15 protein-coding genes and 1 pseudogene are annotated in these 18,816 nt (G+C 39.9%); 9 read left to right on the top strand and 7 right to left on the bottom strand.

Features of this window, described 5'->3' with window-relative positions; translation table 11 throughout:
* Window positions 1–4: 4 nt before the first annotated feature.
* The 3 genes from A7A69_RS03530 to asd form a co-directional block, all read right to left on the bottom strand.
* Window positions 5–1,324 carry a FimV/HubP family polar landmark protein gene (locus tag A7A69_RS03530; RefSeq protein ID WP_152876305.1) on the bottom strand — a complete coding sequence of 440 codons (1,320 nt, stop codon included), beginning with the start codon at window positions 1,322–1,324 and terminating at the stop codon, window positions 5–7.
* Between the two features lie 68 nt (window positions 1,325–1,392).
* Complete coding sequence (locus A7A69_RS03525; RefSeq protein WP_152876304.1) at window positions 1,393–2,847, bottom strand: FimV/HubP-related protein; 1,455 nt, start codon at window positions 2,845–2,847, stop codon at window positions 1,393–1,395.
* Window positions 2,848–2,980: 133 nt separating this feature from the next.
* A complete protein-coding gene (gene asd, locus A7A69_RS03520; RefSeq protein ID WP_120369748.1) occupies window positions 2,981–4,099 on the bottom strand; it encodes an aspartate-semialdehyde dehydrogenase in 1,119 nt (372 codons plus the stop codon).
* Window positions 4,100–4,280: 181 nt separating this feature from the next.
* Between asd and A7A69_RS03515 the strand changes: the two genes are divergently transcribed.
* From A7A69_RS03515 to gltP, 3 genes are all read left to right on the top strand, one after another.
* Window positions 4,281–5,393: an endonuclease/exonuclease/phosphatase family protein gene (locus A7A69_RS03515; protein ID WP_187349162.1), complete on the top strand. Its 1,113-nt coding sequence runs from the start codon at window positions 4,281–4,283 to the stop codon at window positions 5,391–5,393.
* 281 nt (window positions 5,394–5,674) lie between these two features.
* Window positions 5,675–5,989: a hypothetical protein gene (locus A7A69_RS03510; RefSeq protein ID WP_152876302.1), complete on the top strand. Its 315-nt coding sequence runs from the start codon at window positions 5,675–5,677 to the stop codon at window positions 5,987–5,989.
* A gap of 443 nt (window positions 5,990–6,432) precedes the next feature.
* On the top strand, window positions 6,433–7,734 hold the full coding sequence (gene gltP / locus A7A69_RS03505) for a glutamate/aspartate:proton symporter GltP (RefSeq protein WP_152876301.1): 1,302 nt from the start codon (window positions 6,433–6,435) through the stop codon (window positions 7,732–7,734).
* 70 nt (window positions 7,735–7,804) lie between these two features.
* Here gltP and A7A69_RS03500 read toward each other — a convergent pair whose 3' ends face one another.
* The 3 genes from A7A69_RS03500 to A7A69_RS03490 form a co-directional block, all read right to left on the bottom strand.
* A complete protein-coding gene (locus A7A69_RS03500) occupies window positions 7,805–9,508 on the bottom strand; it encodes an amidase family protein (protein ID WP_241675207.1) in 1,704 nt (567 codons plus the stop codon).
* A 117-nt stretch (window positions 9,509–9,625) separates the two neighbouring features.
* Entirely contained in the window at window positions 9,626–10,738 is a 1,113-nt protein-coding gene (locus A7A69_RS03495; protein WP_120369743.1) for a glycosyltransferase family 4 protein, read from the bottom strand.
* Between the two features lie 32 nt (window positions 10,739–10,770).
* Window positions 10,771–11,706 (bottom strand): LpxL/LpxP family acyltransferase, encoded by a 936-nt coding sequence (locus A7A69_RS03490; RefSeq protein ID WP_151980412.1) that lies wholly within the window; start codon window positions 11,704–11,706, stop codon window positions 10,771–10,773.
* 189 nt (window positions 11,707–11,895) lie between these two features.
* Here A7A69_RS03490 and A7A69_RS03485 point away from each other — a divergent pair, with 189 nt between their 5' ends.
* Window positions 11,896–12,309 (top strand): SRPBCC domain-containing protein, encoded by a 414-nt coding sequence (locus A7A69_RS03485; RefSeq protein WP_151980411.1) that lies wholly within the window; start codon window positions 11,896–11,898, stop codon window positions 12,307–12,309.
* Between the two features lie 75 nt (window positions 12,310–12,384).
* Here A7A69_RS03485 and A7A69_RS03480 read toward each other — a convergent pair whose 3' ends face one another.
* Window positions 12,385–14,289: an ATP-binding cassette domain-containing protein gene (locus tag A7A69_RS03480; protein WP_152876300.1), complete on the bottom strand. Its 1,905-nt coding sequence runs from the start codon at window positions 14,287–14,289 to the stop codon at window positions 12,385–12,387.
* A 34-nt stretch (window positions 14,290–14,323) separates the two neighbouring features.
* Here A7A69_RS03480 and A7A69_RS03475 point away from each other — a divergent pair, with 34 nt between their 5' ends.
* The 5 genes and pseudogenes from A7A69_RS03475 to A7A69_RS03455 all read left to right on the top strand — a co-directional run bounded on the left by A7A69_RS03475 (window position 14,324) and on the right by A7A69_RS03455 (window position 18,811).
* The gene (locus tag A7A69_RS03475) at window positions 14,324–14,569 is read left to right on the top strand and encodes a SlyX family protein (protein WP_120369739.1); all 246 of its coding nucleotides are present in this window, start codon (window positions 14,324–14,326) and stop codon (window positions 14,567–14,569) included.
* Between the two features lie 126 nt (window positions 14,570–14,695).
* Entirely contained in the window at window positions 14,696–15,607 is a 912-nt protein-coding gene (gene mumR / locus A7A69_RS03470) for a LysR family transcriptional regulator MumR (protein WP_151980409.1), read from the top strand.
* Window positions 15,608–15,946: 339 nt separating this feature from the next.
* Window positions 15,947–17,198: pseudogene (locus tag A7A69_RS03465) on the top strand (NRAMP family divalent metal transporter).
* A 35-nt stretch (window positions 17,199–17,233) separates the two neighbouring features.
* Complete coding sequence (locus A7A69_RS03460; protein ID WP_152876299.1) at window positions 17,234–17,992, top strand: LamB/YcsF family protein; 759 nt, start codon at window positions 17,234–17,236, stop codon at window positions 17,990–17,992.
* 12 nt (window positions 17,993–18,004) lie between these two features.
* Entirely contained in the window at window positions 18,005–18,811 is an 807-nt protein-coding gene (locus A7A69_RS03455) for a putative hydro-lyase (protein ID WP_152876298.1), read from the top strand.
* Window positions 18,812–18,816: the final 5 nt, after the last annotated feature.

Below are 18,816 nucleotides of genomic sequence, written 5' to 3'. Positions count from 1 at the left end.
TTTTTTAAGATGCTATTCGATTTAGTAAATTTTTTGAAAGTTCACGCTGCTCTGGACTAAAAGTTGCTTGGTTCTTGGTCAATAAAATCCGTGCTGAATCATATGCACCCAGTTCGATATATTGCTTTGCTAAATCCAGATCTAATTGAGGCTCATTAATCTGACCAAGTTCAGGAAAAGATTGAACCAATGGATCATTTAAATCAAACGATGAAGATCCTTTAGAAACATCAGTATAAGTTTCTAAGACTTGTTCTGTCGTTTGCTCAACAGATGAAGCGGGCTCTAATTTTGTTTCAAAAGGTGCTGAAGTCGATTCTAATTCTAGTTGGTCAAATTTAAATTCGGGTAAAGCTTCTGCTGTATCCTCTACTTGAGTTTTAATACGTTCGTTTGTCGGTTCTAATGATGGTTGTGTTGCAAAATCAAGATTAGAAAAGTCGAGGCTAACTTTTGGTGGATCTATTTCAGTTGGAGTTGCTTTTAGAAGGTCAACATCAATATTTTTTCCAGTTTCAATATGGTTGCTTGAAACTTCTCTTGGTTCCAGTGTTAATGAAAATTCGGAAAGATCAGTCGGTTTTTCAGAAAGTGGTTCAGCAAGGTCTGTTGATTGTTCTGTTACTTTTGTAGATGAATCAAAAGAAAAATTAAATTCCAGAGGTTCAACTTCTGAAACGCTATCTTTCTCGATTTTAATACTATCGGTTGCAGTCGATTCATTGCTTTGTGCTTGCGTCTGAACTAATGCATCAAAGTCCGCATCAGTCATAGCATTCTGAGGAGTCTCAGATAATTTCTCATTGCCAACGGCTTGAAAATTGAGACTGTCTGAAGAGTAGTCTATTCCTTCTGGCTGTTTCTTTTGTTCGTATTCGCGTTTTTTAGCTTCTGCCTGCATTACAATATCTTGTAAATCCAATGCGCGCAGATGTGTGATTAACTGATCAATTGCAAATTCGTCTTTTTGCAGAATATGAATATCTAAAAGATGTAAGTATAAACCGTGCTGTGAATTATCACGGTTTAAGGCCTGATTAATCTGTGCTTCTGCGGTAGAGTAATTTCCACTTTGTATCCAAGATACAATCTTTTGATGCAACTCCTGAGATACAGGGGTGGTTTTCTTCTGCTCAGCAATAATTGTAGGCGTAACTTCTTTAGACTCGGCACGCGGACGGCTTGCAGTTCTCCCAACAGTTTTTTTGCCTTTCTTTTTCGCATTGGCTTTGTTTGCTAGGTTTTGTTCTTCCTTACCTGCTTCCCGTTTTTTTAAAACAACCGCAATAATCAATAAAATAATAAACGGAATCACATACAACATGCTTTTACCCCTTCAAGCATGAGTCATTTTATTTGACTCATTCAAATATCTATATGATGCAGATGACTTTAATGCAATGGCTTCTTGGCATTTTCTCGCTCTTTTAACTGCTGCTGTAATTGTGCCAGACGAGCATTTAAAAGCTGGATTCTTTGATCCTTTTGTCTTAAGGCCAGTTCCATTTCAGTGACGCTTTGCTGTAATTTAACGGTTTTTTGTCGTGCTGTCATAACTTTTAATGACAACTCAGCATTGCTTTGATCCTGTTTTGTGCTGTGTTTCGCGCTTCCTTGCGTAGAATCTTGTTCATTGTCTGCAACCAGATTCATTTCAGCCTGATTAAGTCGATATTTCGCACGTCCTGACGCTTGTGTAGAGCTGGCTGGTGACTTGATCTCAGCTATTTTTTGAGCGTTTGGATCTCCATGAGCAGAGAGATTTAATGCAGCGCCTTGTCTTAAACGATTAACATCACCTTGAATAAAAGCATGACTATTTTGTGCTTTAATTTGTTGCATGACCTGTGCAATAGGTTGATTGGTCTGAGTCGCAATACGGTTTGCGATACTCCATAATGATTCATTGCGCTGCACAATATGCTGATTTTCACTAGACACTTTGCTTTCTGATGTCGTTTTTTCTTTTACTTTTGCAGTGTTACTTTTCTCTGGTGTTTTTTCTGCATTTGATTGAGGTGTTTTATTGAGAGAAGAAGATTTTTTTTGTTCTTTAGCAGTTCCCTCGACTGGTTTCGAGGGTTGAACAGGTGGAGTGGACGTTGGCACCTGACTTTGAGTGGCAATTTTAGATAATCCCTCGTTTGGTTGTACAGTTTCTTTAATATTCAAATGAGCAGGCGGTGATTGATCTATCGTTTGTACTTTTGTTTCTTTCACAGGAGCGGCTATTTGTACCGAGGCTGTGGATGTTTGTAATGCGGGTGGTGGAGTTGTGTTGATATTAAGTGCTTGAGAACGATCTGCCACCAAATCTGTATTTCGAGTAGATGTTGCAACGGTTGAGTTGGTATTTATGCCTGAATAACGTGTACTTTCAGGTAAATTCAACGCAATATCTTTTTCACTTACAATAAATTTGGGAGTAAGTGGTTTTTCATTGGCTGTTTGTAGCGCAGGCACAGCTTTACGATTAATTGATTGTTTAATGTGCTGTAATCGTGTGCCATTGCCTTCCTGAATTTTAAGTACAATATCCAGCTCAGGTTGGGTAAATGGGCGCGAGGAAGTAATCACAATTACGCCAGTGCCTTGCCCATTACGTCTTGCAAAAAAATTCAGTTGTGCAGACGGTTGATGAGAAATTCCTAAACCCATCAAATCTTCAGGCGTTGCTAAACCCACCTGCAAATTAGAGGATACATTGGCCTGACTGAAATTCATTTCAGCATAGAGCAAATCCCCAGGAGCAGACATGACTTGTAGAGGTTCAAGCGTTATCGCATGTAAGGTCTGCGTCGCAAGAATAGTTAGAATCGCAATTTTTAATTTGTTATAGACAGTCATCTCGTTCCATGAAGCAAGAGCAAAGCGGTCACGCTATACAATACCCAGATGTTACCCGAATGTAAAACTTTTACAGAAGAAGTACATAAAAATAGCCGATCATTAGATCGGCTATTGGATTTAAATATTGGGTTTAAGCGTTTTTGTATTCAATCAAAATACGTAACATACGGCGTAAAGGTTCAGCGGCACCCCAAAGAAGTTGGTCACCTACCGTAAATGCGCCTAAATATTCTTTGCCCATATTTAGTTTGCGTAAACGACCCACTGGAACTGAAAGTGTCCCTGTCACTGCAACAGGGGTCAAATCAGTCATTGAAGCTTCACGTGTGTTCGGCACGACTTTTGCCCATTCATTTGATTGACGAATCATATCTTCGATTTCATCTAAAGGAACGTCTTTTCGAAGCTTAATCGTGAGTGCCTGTGAATGGCAACGCATTGCACCAATACGCACACAGTGACCATCAATTGGAATGATCTGCGAATTACCTAAAATTTTGTTGGTTTCCGCCTGACCTTTCCATTCTTCTTTGGATTGACCATTTTCAAGCTGTTTGTCGATATAAGGAATTAAAGAGCCTGCAAGTGGTACACCGAAGTTGGCTTTAGGGAAGCCTTCGCCACGTTGTAAGTCGGCAACACGGCTATCAATATCCAGAATGGCTGATTTAGGATCATCCAGCAATTCTTTGGTATTGTTATATAAATAGCCCATACCCGTGAGCAATTCACGCATGTTTTGTGCGCCCGCACCAGATGCAGCTTGATACGTCATTGCACTCATCCATTCCACTAAATTGTTTTGGAAGAGTGAACCCAAGCCCATCAGCATAAGAGAAACCGTACAGTTCCCGCCGACAAATGTTTTAGTGCCTTTGACTAAGCCATCTTTAATAACTTGAGCATTAACGGGATCAAGTACGATAATCGCATCGTCAGCCATACGTAATGTCGATGCTGCATCAATCCAGTAGCCATTCCAACCTTCTGCTTTGAGTTTTGGAAAAACCTCAGAGGTATAGTCACCACCCTGACAGGTAATAATGACATCCATTTGCTTCAGACTCTTAATGTCTGTCGCATCCATAAGTGCTGGGGCAGTTTTACCACCAAATGAAGGGGCTTCACCACCTGCATTACTGGTAGAAAAGTAAAATGGCTCAAAATGAGCAAAATCATTTTCTTCAACCATACGTTGCATAAGGACGGAACCAACCATCCCGCGCCAACCGACCAGACCTACTTTCATGTCATTTTGCCTCGGTGCGTTAAAAAATGTAAAAAGGGGCTTGAGTGTATCAAAAGCGACCACAACTGCAAGTATTATCCAATTAAAACATTCTGTTTATTGTGTGTAAATTTATGAATGTGCTACATAAGAACAAGAAAATCGAAATAATTGATAAAACCCATGCTGGAGTCAGTCATTGATACTATTTATTGAAGTGTGTGCCTTACTCGTCATTTGGTTAAGTTTCTGGTCGCTTATCCCACGAGATGAATGGTGGATTCGTGGTGCAGACTTTCCACGACTGCAAATTTTAGCTGTGGGTCTGGTGGCATTATTGTTTTTATTATTTTTGAATGCGCCGTGGAATCTTACGCGTGAATTAATTTTATTGGGTCTAATTGCTGCGATAGCCTATCAGTTAAAAATGGTGTTGCCTTATACCTTTATCTGGAAAAAACAGGTGAAGCAGGTCAAAGCACAACAACTTAATCCCGATCAGCAAATCTCGTTGTTAGTGTCTAATGTTTTAACGCCTAATGATCAGTATCATTTATTGATTGAACAGATTCAAAAGTTAAAACCAGATTTGGTTTTGACTTTGGAGACCGATCAAACATGGCAAAATGAACTCAGCGTGATTGAAGCGGATTATCCTTACCGAGTTCCTGTACCGCTAGATAATTTATATGGCATGCATTTATATAGTCGATTGCAACTCAAGGATACCGAAGTCAAGTTTATCTTAAGCGATGAAATTCCATCAATTCATACCACGGTGATTTTACCAAGTGGTTTGGCAGTTCAGCTTTATTGTTTGCACCCAAAACCACCAAGTCCAACCGAAGCGAAAGATTCGACCTTACGTGATGCAGAGTTATTAATGGTGGGTGATCAAATCAAAGATCTTGATGAAAGCTGTATTGTGATGGGCGATCTTAACGATGTAGCATGGTCACGAACCACACGTCTGTTTCAGCGAATTAGTGGTTTGCTCGATCCACGAGTAGGGCGTCACTTTATTAATACTTTTCATGCCAATTATCCTTTGTTGCGTTGGTCTTTGGATCATATTTTTCATAGCACAGACTTTGCTTTAGTTAAAATGAATCGATTACCGAATATTGGGTCAGATCACTTTCCTGTGTATGTGGTGTTGCAAACAGGGCGGATCTTTGAACAGATACAAGAGGAATTGCCAGAAACTCAGGATGATCATGAGGAAGCTCAGGAAGCGATTCAAGAGGGCATTAGCAAGGCAGAAAAAGAACAAAAAACGGTGACTGATGATATCGCACAAGCCTATAAAATCTAAATTTTGATGTAAGCAATTGCTTACATTAAATGTGGTCTTGAACGAATAGCCAGTCAAGTTCCCAGAAGGTATTCTATCTTCATTGGCACAGGAACTGGGAACGGAATATCCCCACTATGGAAGACTAAGCCGAAGGATGAACATCAAGGACTTGATGACGCTAGGGAAGCAACTTTTACAATAACAAAAATTACTGAAAGCACAACCTCATTTGCCCGAGTTTTGCAGGATGCAGAACTCGGGTTATGATTTTTTAAGGCTTAAAATATACTTATTTGTCTATGTACGATTCAAAATTTCAAGAATTTAAAATTTATATTGTTCATTTCACTCACTTGGCACGTGATGCCTTGCATATCTATGCTGGTTTGCTGGTATTTCTTTGTGTCGCTTTTTTAGATAAGCGCCAATTGAAATCAGTTTGGGCATTGGTTGCCGTAATGTTTATTGCAATGGGTGCAGAATTGCTCGATGCCAGAGATGATTTTATCAACTATGGGTACTGGCGTTTTGATGCAAGTTTGCATGATCTTCTTAATACGATATTTTGGCCTTTGGTATTATGGCTCATCGCAAAATTTAAAATTTTGAAATAGAAAAATCTGAGATCATTTATGAAGGTATTTGCCTGTTCTTTGTTCATTCATTTGTTTTTTTATCGCAGTATTGGTTTCTAAATAAACAAGTTTTGATTAATAAAACTACAAGATAGGTCTTTTATTTGAATTATTATTTTGGTTTTGATGTATTTTTAAACAATTAATGTTGCTTAAATGTTTAAAAAATATAGATATATTTTTAATCAAGCAGGCTTTGTCTGACTTTATGTTGGTTTAGTATTGTTAAATAATAAAATCTCTCTAGAATGTGCCGCTTATTTATCGCTCGTTGTCCGTAGAAACCCAAATCTTGAGCTGATGGGTCAAGGGCTAGACCTCATCTCGGATCGAAAAGGAATTTTACGAACGTATTGTTTGTTATAGAGCGCATCTACTCTCCTGTTCTTATATCGTGCTTTTTGAGCATAAAGGATTGTCTTATGAAGAACTTTAAAATTAGCCTTGCATGGCAAATTTTAATTGCTTTGATCCTTGGTGTGGTTGTCGGGGCTATTTTACACAACCAACCTGAAATAAAAGACGCCGCGGTTAATAATGTTTTGAAGCCTTTGGGTCAGATTTTTATTAGCTTGATCAAAATGATCGTTATTCCAATCGTTTTTTCTACGCTTATTTTGGGTATTGCTGGTGTCGGTACCACAAAAAGTCTGGGAAGACTTGGTTTTAAAACAATTTTGTATTTTGAAATAATCACCACGATTGCCATTATCGTTGGTTTAGTCGCAGCAAATATTTTCCAGCCAGGTGCTGGTGTAGATATGTCAGCTTTGGTGAAAACAGATATTTCTCAATATCAGCATACCACTCAAGAAGTTGAATCGCATTCTCATGGCATTATCCAGACGATTTTATCGTTAATTCCAACGAATATTATTAGTTCTATGGCACATGGTGAAATGCTGCCTGTGATTTTCTTTGCGGTATTGTTCGGTATTGGTTTGTCATCATTACCAACCACGACCAAAGAGCCTTTGTTGCATGTATTCCATGCGGTCTCTGAAACCATGTTCCGTGTGACGCATATTATTATGAAATATGCGCCAATCGGGGTGTTTGGTCTCATTGCTGTCACGGTAGCGAATTTCGGTTTTACATCTCTTATTCCTTTGGCTAAGCTGGTTGTTCTGGTGTATGCCACTATTTTCTTTTTTGCTTTTGTCGTATTAGGTATTACTGCAAAATTATGCGGTATTAATATCTTAACTTTGATGAGAATTCTCAAAGATGAATTGATTCTGGCTTATTCAACCGCCAGTTCAGAAACTGTTTTGCCGCGTATTATGCAAAAGATGGAAGCTTATGGCGCTCCGAAAGCGATTACCAGTTTCGTGATTCCGACAGGTTATTCATTTAATCTGGATGGTTCAACGTTGTATCAGAGTATTGCTGCCATCTTTATCGCTCAGTTGTATGGGATTGATCTGTCTTTATATCAACAGGTGATTTTAGTTATTACCCTAATGATTACCTCTAAAGGGATTGCAGGGGTACCTGGTGTTTCTTTTGTCGTGTTATTGGCAACGCTAGGCAGTGTAGGCATTCCACTTGAAGGCTTAGCATTTATTGCGGGTGTTGACCGTATTTTAGATATGGCACGTACTGCACTGAACGTAGTGGGTAATGCACTGGCCGTTTTGGTGATTAGTAAGTGGGAAAAAGTCTACGATGTAGATAAAGCTAAAGCTTATGAAGCCAGTTTAAATCAGCCAGAAGCAAGTTAATCGTTGCATGAATGAATAAAGACCTCATGTTGAGGTCTTTATTTTTTGCATCAAGAAATAAAAATCAGTTTTAATTGGCTTTTTTTAACTCAGGTGTATTGATAGGTGCTTGGCGAGGCTGTGCATATTGTTGCCATGCGTATGCGATTTTAAATAAAGTAGGTTCTGCAAATTCTCGTCCTAAAATTTCCATCCCCACAGGAACTCGTGGAAGATTTGAAGCCGTAGTGACCATACCCGCAGGTAAGTTCATTGCAGGAAACCCTGAAAATGGACTCAGACGGTTATTGGTACCAGTTGTCGGGCTGCCACCTAATACAGACGGTAAACCTTGAATGGTTGGATAGAGCAATACATCATACGCAGCACCTTTGGAAACGCCATCCAATGTTTTGTTATCAAGTGCGTTATTGAGTCGAGTACGCACAAAATTAGGACGCTCTTCAGTATTTTTCTTATATTCTGCTTTAACACTTTCAGCACTTAGATCAATATTATAGGCATTAAAATTACTACGTGCTTCGCCACTTGCCAGAACTTCATCATAGCTTAGATAATGATGATCCTGAATATTTGACCAAGACTGCAAATATTTGGTCAGACTGGTTTTAAACTCAAATGCTGAGACACTTCGATAATTAGTCATGATTGCATTTAGATCTTCAATCGTTACATCATCGACAGTGGCTCCAGCAGCTTTAAGCTGGGCGATTGCATTATCAATGGTGTTATTCACTAATTGAGTTTCAGTGCTGTTGCTAGCGTCAAATAATGCACGAACTACTCCAATATGGGCTCCTTTTAAAGCATCTTTGTTGAGTCCTGTTAGATAACTGGTCGGGGTATTGGTCATGGTCTGGTAGGCGATACTTCCATTTACAGCAGGCGCATTTATATCAAATGAAGCGCGTTGATTTGCAAATGGACTGGAATCATAGCCAATCATTTGATCCATCAGGATGGCACAATCCTGTATGGCTCTACACATTGGGCCTGCTGTATCCTGAAAGGGTGCTAATGGGATAATGCCACTCTGACTGACTAAACGCAGACTTGGTCGCAGGCCAAATAGGCCCTCAACAGAAGAAGGAACACGAACTGATCCACCTGTGTCAGTACCAATGCCGACCTGCGCAAAGCTGGCTGAAATGGATGCTCCTGTTCCTGATGATGAGCCACCTGGACCTTTGCTGAGATCATAGGCATTTTTGACCTGACCGCCACGAGGGTGTGTACCGTTACCTTGAAAGCCGAAGGCAAATTCATCCAGATTGGCCTTACCGATAATAATACCGCCAGCATCACGAATTTTCTTGATGACATAGGCATCTTGCAACGGTTGGCTGTACATTAATGCTTTAGAACCTGCACTGGTTGGCATATCAAACGTATCGATATTGTCTTTAGGCAAAACTGTAACGCAATGCATTGGCCCAATCAGTTTTCCGTTTTGTTTAAAATAGGCATCCAGTTTATCTGCTTCGTTCAATGCAGTTTCACTGATGGTGATAACGCTATTTAAAGTCGGCCCTTGTTTATCGTAGGCATTGATGCGATCAATATAGCCCTGTACAACTTGATGACAGGTCATCCCTCCAGTTTTGATTGAATTTTGCATTTGTTCAATCGTGCCTTCCACAAACTGATAAGGCTGAGGTGTAACATGACTATTGGTTTGGGAGTTATCGTCGTCATCATTACAGCCTGATATGAAACCAGTAAGGATGAGGAGAGGTAAGCTGAACCGTTTTAATAAATATGAATGTTGCATCATAATTGTTGCCCCGAATTAAATCAATGATTTACGTCAAGGGCTTTAATGCAATATAAATGCCAACAATTTAAATAGATTATTTTCCTTTATTTAAATAGCTCACTTAAGATGGGGTGTTTAAATTCTATTTTCTGAAAGCACACGCTGATACAACTTAATTGTCTCGTTGCACATCTCATCTAGACTAAAGTGTGTTACAGGATCAACATGCTGTGGTTGATCAATATGATGTTTAACTGCGCTAAACAGAGCTTCGCGGTCATCGACATCAATAAGACCTTGTGGATAGAGACTCGATAAAATCTCAGCAACACCGCCTCGATTCCAACCAATCACAGGCGTTCCAACTGATAACGCTTCTAGCGCAGTTCGCCCAAAAGTTTCAGCCTGATTGGATAAAGAGAGCACAATATCACTCAACGCGAGCCACTCACGAATTTCTGAAGTGTGCCCTACAAAAGTGATTTTATCGCGTAGACCACGATTTTGAATGGTCGCTTCGAGTTCATCTAGATAGGCTGCTTTTTTTGGATCTGCACCGCCTACAACAATCGCATGTATATCTGGATAATCTGGTTGTAATTGTTCAATTAGGTCTATCAGGGTTTCATGACCTTTGAGACGAGTAATTCGTCCAGGCAAACAAATTAAAAATTTATTTTCCAGTTGTGGAAATAACGTGTATTGATGGTTGATCCATTGAGCAGAAGGTTGATAACCATGTGGAAATGCTTTTGGATCGATGCCGCGATAAATTCGAATAATGTCTTCTGGAGGGCAGTTTTTATAATGATCTGTAATGTATTTCACGACACTGTCAGAAACGGCAATGACTTTTTCAGCTTGAGTCATGATTGCACTATAACGATTGACTGAATAAAAACCGTGTACAGTACTGATCAGATGTGGGCGACGCTGTGCAGGAATGCCACGTAACGCAAAATGCGTTAACCATGCTGGTACGCGGGAACGAACATGGACAATATCGGGTTGGTGTTGTTCAATGAGTTTACGCAAAGGTCGAATTTGCCATAGGCTAGACAATGATTTTTTATGGATTGGGAGAGATATATGGCTAGAGCCTTCGGCTTCCAATTGTGGAACTAAACGTCCGCCATTGGACACGACCAATGATTGATGACCTTGTTTAACCAAAGCATGTGCAATTTCAACTGTTCCGCGTTCAACGCCACCACTATTTAGTTCGGGAAGAAGCTGCATCACTTTCATGCTCGGATCTCAACTCTTTTTAATTCTGAATATTAATAAATTTTCTCGTATCCATCTGGACGAGTTTTAAAGCGGCGATGAAACCACATATATTGTGATGGCGCAATACGAAGCTGATTTTCAATGATTTTATTGACACGTGTTGCATCATCAATTTCATTATCACTTGGCATGTTTTCGACGGCTGCTTCAATTAAAACATGGTACTTGGGATTGCGAATATCTCCATGACGATAAAAATATAAAGGAATTGCTGCCGCTTTGGATATTTTTAGTAATCGACGATGAGCGGTTACAGTTGCAGCAGGCACACCAAAAAAAGGAGCCATTACGCCTTGTTTTAAACCAAAATCCTGATCGGGGCTATACCAGATTGCATCATGATCTTTAAGTTTACGAATTAAACCACGCATATCATCATGATCAATCTGATGTTTATAAATCGTAGCACGACAGCGGTAAATCAGCATATCCAATAATGGATTGTTTTGTGGTCGATACACGACATCAGGCTCAAAATACTGCGAACAAATATAACCGCCTGCATCCAACAAAGTGCTATGAGTGCCCAGCAATAAAACGCCCTGACCATTGGCTTGTGCATGGGTGAGATGTTCAAGACCTTCAATACTGGAACGGCCTTTAAACCATTGCGGTGAATACCATGCATTGAGTGTTTCAAACACGCCTAACATCATGTCGATAAACACTTGTCTGGCATGCTGTTCAACTTCTGCTTTAGACCATTCGGGAAAACAGACTTCCAGATTGCGAATGGTGGTCTTACGTCTGGATTTCAAATATGTCCATGCCAAATGCCCCATACCCTGAGCCAGACGCCATTGAATTGACCATGGTAAAATGGCAAGCAGCATGAGAAAAACAATTCCCACCCAGATGCCCCAATACTTGGGCAATAGAAAAGACCACTGAAATTCACCGGGAATATAGGATTGTTGCTGGCTCATGCTTGTTTTAGAATCAAAAATAATGACCTGATGTATCAGCAGTGTAACATGAACTGATTTTTAACTTGTAGTGTTGAAATGGGGATCAAGTGAATTGAAACTCGGAAATGTTGAGCAAAATTAGAATTTAATCACTAGACAATGAGATTTTAAATCCATTGTCACGTATTAAGTAAAAAGTTGATTTATATGAAAATTAGTATTTCTGTTGAAGTGAAAGCTTCGTTAGAAGTGGTCTGGCAAGCGTTTAATGATCCAGAAGACATTATTCAATGGGATTCTTCCGAAGAGTGGTATACCGCTAAAGCTTGTAATGATTTACGTGTTGGTGGGCAACTTAAATTAGAAATTGTTAATCGGCAGGATCAGACTGTAATGAATTTTACAGCAAGGTATACGCATGTCGATGAACAGAAACGCATTGAGTGGATCGATGAAGAGCATCGTAACGTATGGGTTGAATTTGTCCAGAAAGGTGCTGTAGTGCAAATGAATCAAACGTTTGACGCTGATCCAGATCTACCCGAGCAAGAACAGCGTATTGATTGGCTGAGTGTGTTGGAACGATTTGCACATTATGTCGAAAAAAGTAAATACTTTTAAAGCCGTAATGAGGCCTGACGATCGTTCATGATAGTCAGGCGCAGCTCAAATGTCGGAGTTTAAATCATTAGGAATCTATAGCCCTTTGGTTAAGTTTTCCAGTGCATCCCAACGTTCCAGTTTTTCAAGTAGTTGCTCCTCAATTTCCGATAACCGTTGACTGGCTTGAGTTGCAGCCGCTGCATCTTTCACAAACCATGAACCGTCAGCCAGTTTATTAGAAAGTTCAGATTGTTCAGTTTCCAAATTTTCAATTTCGGCAGGCAATTGTTCAAGTTCACGTTGATCTTTAAAACTCAATTTGACTTTCTTGGCAGGAGCAACAGCTTTGTTAGCTTCAGCTTTGCTCTGCGCTTTTTTTACATCTGACTTTTGATCAACTACGGTTTGATTCGGGCGTTGCAACAGATAATCCTGATATCCACCGACATACTCTTCGATACCACCTTTGCCATCAAACACCCATGTCGAGGTCACGACATTGTCCATAAATGCACGGTCATGGCTGATCAGCAGTAACGTCCCTTTATAATCTGCCAACATTTCTTCAAGTAACTCTAAAGTCACCATATCAAGATCATTGGTCGGTTCGTCCATGACGATTAGATTAGAAGGTTTAAGCAATAGTTTCGCCAATAGCACACGATTGCGCTCACCGCCCGATAAGGCTTTTACTGGGGTACGTGCACGCTCAGGTGAAAATAGAAAATCCTGTAAATAACTATAAATATGACGGCGTTGACCATTTACATCGACAAAGTCTGAACCTTCAGACACGTTTGCCATTACTGATTTTTCCAAATCAAGCTGATTGCGCAATTGATCAAAATACGCCACATCAAGCTGAGTTCCTGTTTTTACCGTGCCTTCATGTGGAATTTCACCTAAAATCGCTTTAATCAATGTTGTCTTACCAACACCATTGTCACCGACTAAACCAATCCGATCACCACGCATTACCATAGCTGAGAAATCTTGAATAAGTGGTTTAGCATCGTAACTGACACTTAAGTTTTCAATATCAAATACCAGTTTGCCGGAACGCTGAGCATCCTGAACACCCATGTTGACTTTACCTTGCTGAAAGCGACGTGCTTTAGATTCTTCACGTAAAGCTTTTAACGCCCGAACACGTCCTTCATTACGGGTACGACGCGCTTTAATGCCCTGACGAATCCATGCTTCTTCTTCGGCCAGTTTCTTTTCGAACAAGGCATTTTGTTTTTCTTCAGCTTCAAGCTGTTGTGCTTTTAAATCCAGATAACGTGAATAGTTGCCTTCATAACTACGCAAGATGCCACGATCAAGCTCCACAATACGCGTTGCCAGACGATCAACAAATGAACGGTCATGCGAGATAAATAACAAGGTTAAATTATTTTGTTCCAATAAGAATTTTTCTAACCATTCGATACTTTCAACATCCAGATGGTTGGTAGGTTCGTCAAGAAGCAAAATGTCAGGCTGCGTCAATAATGCACGTGCGAGTAATACACGACGTTTACGACCCCCAGATAAATCGGCAAGATCCGCATGGGGATCAAGTCCCATTTTGCCTAAAATCGTATTGACTTTATTTTCGAGCGCCCAGCCATCTAATTGATCCAATTTATGTTGCAAATGTCCCATGCGGTCGCAAGCTTCCATATCACCCAATACACAGGCATCACTTGCTTCGTGATATTCTTTTAGCACGGTTGCTGCTTCACCAGCACCATCCGCAACAATATCAGCGACCTTACCAGAATCCATTGGAACATCTTGTGCCAACATCGAAACGGTTAAGCCATTTTGAATAGAAACTTCGCCACGATCGGGCAATAAACTTCCCTCAATGAGCTTAAGTAAAGTAGACTTGCCTTCGCCATTACGACCGATCAAACACACTCGTTCGCCACGCTCCAATACAAAGTTCGCGCCGTCGAGGAGGGCGGGTCCACCAAATGCCAGTTGGACATCCCTTAAAGTAATATAGGCCATAATGTTTTCCAAAATCCCAAATGAGGAGAGTTAAATGACTAAACCAACAGATTATGATGATCATGCGTCATTTTCCGCACCCATTGAAGATTTGCAAGTACGAATTGCATTTTTAGATGATTTAGTTGAACAGCTAAATATTCAATTGGCCCTTCAATCAAGGGAAATCATTGATTTAAAAAAACAAATGCAACTCTTGTATCAACGGGTTGAAGCCACTGATTTATCCGATGGAATTGCACCGTTTGATCCTTTAAGTAACAAACCGCCGCATTACTGAGAAGACAAAATGTAATCTGAATGTTGGTAACATGATTTAAACTGCTTATGCATTTACACTGTTATCGGTTACGCTGGCAAAGGATTTGCGCAATGTTGTCATTCAAACATTAGGTCAAAATGGATCATGAACTTAAAAAACCTTGAAGCATTTTATTGGGTGGTGACTTTAAAAAGCTTTAACAAAGCGGCGACCAAGCTTCAAACGACGCAACCCGCAATTTCGCAAAAAATTACTGCGATTGAAAATGACCTTGGTTTTAAGGTGCTTGATCGTAGTTCTCGTCAAATCAAAGCCACACATAAAGGAATGACCTTATTCAAATATGCTGAAAAATTTATGCGGCTTGAAACCGATCTGGTTGCTGAACTTACTGAAAGCCAATATTTAACGGGCACAATTCGTTTAGGTGTTTCTGAAACCATTGTGCATACATGGTTAGTGGAATATATGGAACAAGTCCAAAAAGAGTTTCCCAAAGTTTCTATTGAAATTGTGGTGAGCCTGACTCCAGATCTGCAAGAGGGTGTACGGGTCGGTGATTTAGATATGGCTTTTTTACTGGGACCGACTTTGCCTTTTGAATGTATTGAACGTTCGCTTTGTGATTTTGAGTTGAGTTTTTTGGCATCACCATCCTTTAAAGGAGGCATCGGGCAAATGTCATTTCGAACCTTGATGTCTCATACCATTTTGACTTATCCACGAATCACGTATCCTTATAAAGAACTGAAAGCTAAAATGAAAGAACAAGGAATAGATGAGCCACTCTCAATCACCAGTTATTCATTGGTGACGTTATTACGTTTGGCAGAGCAGGGTTTAGGCATTGCTGTTGTACCAACCCTGACCGCTTTAAAAGAAATTTTAGATGGTCGTTTGGAAATCTTAAATACCCCTATACAACTTAAAACTTTCCACTTCACTGCAATTTATACACAGGGAAATGATACTGCTTTAAAGGAAAAGCTGACAGATTTAGCAGTTTTGACCTCAGAAAAAGCGATGAAAAAGTTAAATGATAAAATTAAAATTTAAGTAATTATTGCTGTTGTACTTTATTTTTTACTCATAATTTGATCTTTAAAATTTCCAAAATTGTCACATTATTGATAATCAGAACTTATCAAAAGTCATAAAGAATCGTTATTAAAATAATTTTGTTAAAATAAAATTCAATAAATACAGTTTCTTGGGTTTAATTTTCCCGTCTTAAAGCATGATTGTTCTGGTTCATTTCCTATGTTTTTATCTCAAATATAGATTTAGCACTTCACAGTCAAAAAAATCTTCAGGATTTAAAGGATAAAAGAATTTCATATTTTCAGAAAAATTGATGTTCTTTGTTTAACTTGAAATAGCGTTGATTAAACTCAAATGGATGAGGAACGCATACATGTCTTTATTGAAATCTTCTTTCTTATCTGAGCGCCAATGGGCGATTGTTGCATCGATATTTATGATGGCAACATCGGCAATGGGGCCAGGTTTTCTTACACAAACTGCTGTATTCACAGTGAAATTAGGTGCTGCATTTGGTTTCGCAATCTTGATTTCAATCATTATTGATTTTGTCGTACAGCAAAATATTTGGCGTGTAGTGACCTTAACTCAAATGCGAGCCTCAGATATTGCCAACAAAGCTTTACCTGGCAGTGGTTATTTGCTTGCATTTTTGGTCATCCTTGGGGGCTTCTTCTTCAGTATTGGAAATATCGCGGGTGCGGCACTCGGTTTAAATGCCTTATTTGGTTTAGATACCAAAGTTGGTGGTGTACTTAGTGGTGCATTGGCTATCCTTATTTTTGCTTCCAGAAAAGCCACATTGGTGATGGACAAAAGTATGATTGTTTTGGGTTTGCTCAAAATTGTTCTGATTGTCATTGTCGCCTTTATTGTAATGCCGCCGGTGGGACAAGCAGTTCAACAAACTTTTGCGCCAGACCAGATTGATTTTGCAATTATTACCACGATAGTCGGTGGAACGGTTGGAGGTTATATCTGTTATGCAGGCGCGCATCGCTTATTAGATAAAGGTGCTGTTGGTCCAGAAAATATTGATGAAGTTGCAAAAGCAGCAACCAAAGGGATCGTGGTCGTCGGGATCATGCGCTATGTTTTGTTCTTGGCATTTTTAGGGGTGGTGGTGAGTGGTGCAACAATTGACTTGGCCAGCCATGATGCCAATCCTGCAGCTCAAGCATTTCAATATGCGGCAGGTACTTTTGGATTTAAACTGTTTGGTTTGATTTTTTGGGCAGCTGGAATCAGTAGTACCATTGGTGCAGCCTATACATCAGTTTCATTTATTTCTGCATTTAAAAAGAATCTCAGTGCGAAACAAACCAACTATATCACCATCAGCTTTATTTCTTTGGCATTACTGTTATATGTGATTTTAGGTGCAACACCTGCTGGATTGCTCATTTTTGTTGGTGGTTTTAATGGTCTGGTTTTACCAATTGGTTTAACGATTTTTGTCTATGTCGCTGCATGCCGTAAAGATCTTATGGGTCATTATAACTATCCAAAATGGTTATTGATTTTGGGTGTTTTAACTTGCTTGTTGACATGGTGGATGGGATATATGTCATTTACAACGGTATTTAATTATCTCACCAAACTGTAATCAATCTAACACTCAATTGAAAAGGAATGACGCTGATGTTTGTCGATTTAAATAGTGACTTGGGTGAAAGTTTCGGCTCATGGAAAATGGGGCATGATGAACAGATTTTACCTGTAGTGAGCAGCGCCAATATTGCTTGCGGTTTTCATGCAGGTGATCCTTTAGGAATATTAAAAACATTAAAGCAGGCTGTACAGTTAAATGTCTGTATAGGCGCTCATGTCGCTTATCCTGATTTAGTGGGTTTTGGTCGTCGCAATATGGATTTGTCTCGAGATGAGTTAATTGCCGATGTACTTTACCAAATTTCAGCATTGGATGGTCTTGCAAAAGTTGCTGGTTCAAAAGTGCAATATGTTAAACCGCATGGCGCACTTTATAACACGATTGCTAAAGATGCCGTTCAGGCTGAAGCCGTTATTGCAGCCCTAAAAATGTATAACCCAGCGTTGGTATTGGTTGCTTTAGCAGGTTCAAATCTGGTCGAGCAGGCGCGTCAAGCGGGTTTAACCGTGGTTTCTGAAGCATTTGCTGATCGTGCCTATAACCGAGACGGCTCTTTGGTTTCACGTCGTTTGCACGGTGCAGTGTTGCATGATGCTGATTTGGTAGCGAAACGTGTGGTTTCTATGCTGAAACATGGTGGAGTTGAATCCATTGATGGTGTATTTACCCCAATTCAAGCCGATACGATTTGCTTACATGGCGACACTGCGGGCGCTTTAGAAATGTCTGCTGCGATTAAAGCTGAACTGTTAAAAAATGATATTCAGATTCGTTCATTTTGTGCATAAAGGAAGATACACATGTTCAAAAATATCAAAGTTGACCCAGCGCAATTAAAAGCGACGCGACAAGCAAGACAACAAATTCGTGCAGGTTTTGATCGACCTACGGCTGGTATGGCACCGGGGATGACCCAAGTGAATATGATTTCTGTACCAAAAGATTGGGCATATGATTTTTTACTATATGCTCACCGGAATCCTCAAAGTTGTCCTGTTCTCGATGTTTTAGAAGAAGGCATTTATGCCACAAAACTGGCATCGGATGCAGATATTCGAACCGATTTTCCACGCTATCGAATTTGGAAAGATGGCGAAATGGTCGATGAAGTGACTGATGCGAGTGATATCTACAATGCTCATCCTGATTTGGTGACATTTTTAATTGGTTGTAGTTTTTCTTTTGAAACAGCATTGCAAGATGCAGGTATTGAAGTACGTCACATTCATGACAAAACCAATGTGCCGATGTATTTGAGCAACATTCGTTGTACACCCGCAGGACGTATCTCTGGAAATATGGTGGTTTCAATGCGCCCAATTCCTGCTGATCAGATTGCCGAAGCAGTAAAAATCACTGCACGCATGCCAAGTGTACATGGTGCGCCTGTACATATTGGTCATCCTGAAAGTTTAGGGATCCAAGATGTTAATCAACCTGATTTTGGTGAAGCATCTCGTATTGAACAGGGCGAGATTCCTGTGTTTTGGGCATGTGGTGTGACACCTCAAGCTGCTGTAATGAACTCAAAAATTCCATTTGCAATTAGTCATGCACCGGGTCACATGTTGATTACCGACATTCCAGATCGTGTCTGGATGGGTTAAAAAAG

Source organism: Acinetobacter guerrae (assembly GCF_009372255.1).
Lineage (GTDB): Bacteria > Pseudomonadota > Gammaproteobacteria > Pseudomonadales > Moraxellaceae > Acinetobacter > Acinetobacter guerrae.
Note: the sequence above shows the minus strand (reverse complement) of the source record. Positions and strands in the feature narration are given on the sequence as shown.

What these genes read in the sequence shown, in the direction of transcription:
- A7A69_RS03530 (WP_152876305.1), bottom strand. Translation starts at nt 1,324, where the DNA reads ATGTTGTATGTGATTCCGTTTATTATTTTATTGATTATTGCGGTTGTT.
- A7A69_RS03490 (WP_151980412.1), bottom strand. Translation starts at nt 11,706, where the DNA reads ATGAGCCAGCAACAATCCTATATTCCCGGTGAATTTCAGTGGTCTTTT.
- gltP (WP_152876301.1), top strand. Translation starts at nt 6,433, where the DNA reads ATGAAGAACTTTAAAATTAGCCTTGCATGGCAAATTTTAATTGCTTTG.
- A7A69_RS03475 (WP_120369739.1), top strand. Translation starts at nt 14,324, where the DNA reads ATGACTAAACCAACAGATTATGATGATCATGCGTCATTTTCCGCACCC.
- A7A69_RS03460 (WP_152876299.1), top strand. Translation starts at nt 17,234, where the DNA reads ATGTTTGTCGATTTAAATAGTGACTTGGGTGAAAGTTTCGGCTCATGG.
- A7A69_RS03495 (WP_120369743.1), bottom strand. Translation starts at nt 10,738, where the DNA reads ATGAAAGTGATGCAGCTTCTTCCCGAACTAAATAGTGGTGGCGTTGAA.
- A7A69_RS03500 (WP_241675207.1), bottom strand. Translation starts at nt 9,508, where the DNA reads ATGATGCAACATTCATATTTATTAAAACGGTTCAGCTTACCTCTCCTC.
- asd (WP_120369748.1), bottom strand. Translation starts at nt 4,099, where the DNA reads ATGAAAGTAGGTCTGGTCGGTTGGCGCGGGATGGTTGGTTCCGTCCTT.
- A7A69_RS03485 (WP_151980411.1), top strand. Translation starts at nt 11,896, where the DNA reads ATGAAAATTAGTATTTCTGTTGAAGTGAAAGCTTCGTTAGAAGTGGTC.
- mumR (WP_151980409.1), top strand. Translation starts at nt 14,696, where the DNA reads ATGAACTTAAAAAACCTTGAAGCATTTTATTGGGTGGTGACTTTAAAA.
- A7A69_RS03510 (WP_152876302.1), top strand. Translation starts at nt 5,675, where the DNA reads ATGTACGATTCAAAATTTCAAGAATTTAAAATTTATATTGTTCATTTC.
- A7A69_RS03480 (WP_152876300.1), bottom strand. Translation starts at nt 14,289, where the DNA reads ATGGCCTATATTACTTTAAGGGATGTCCAACTGGCATTTGGTGGACCC.
- A7A69_RS03455 (WP_152876298.1), top strand. Translation starts at nt 18,005, where the DNA reads ATGTTCAAAAATATCAAAGTTGACCCAGCGCAATTAAAAGCGACGCGA.
- A7A69_RS03525 (WP_152876304.1), bottom strand. Translation starts at nt 2,847, where the DNA reads ATGACTGTCTATAACAAATTAAAAATTGCGATTCTAACTATTCTTGCG.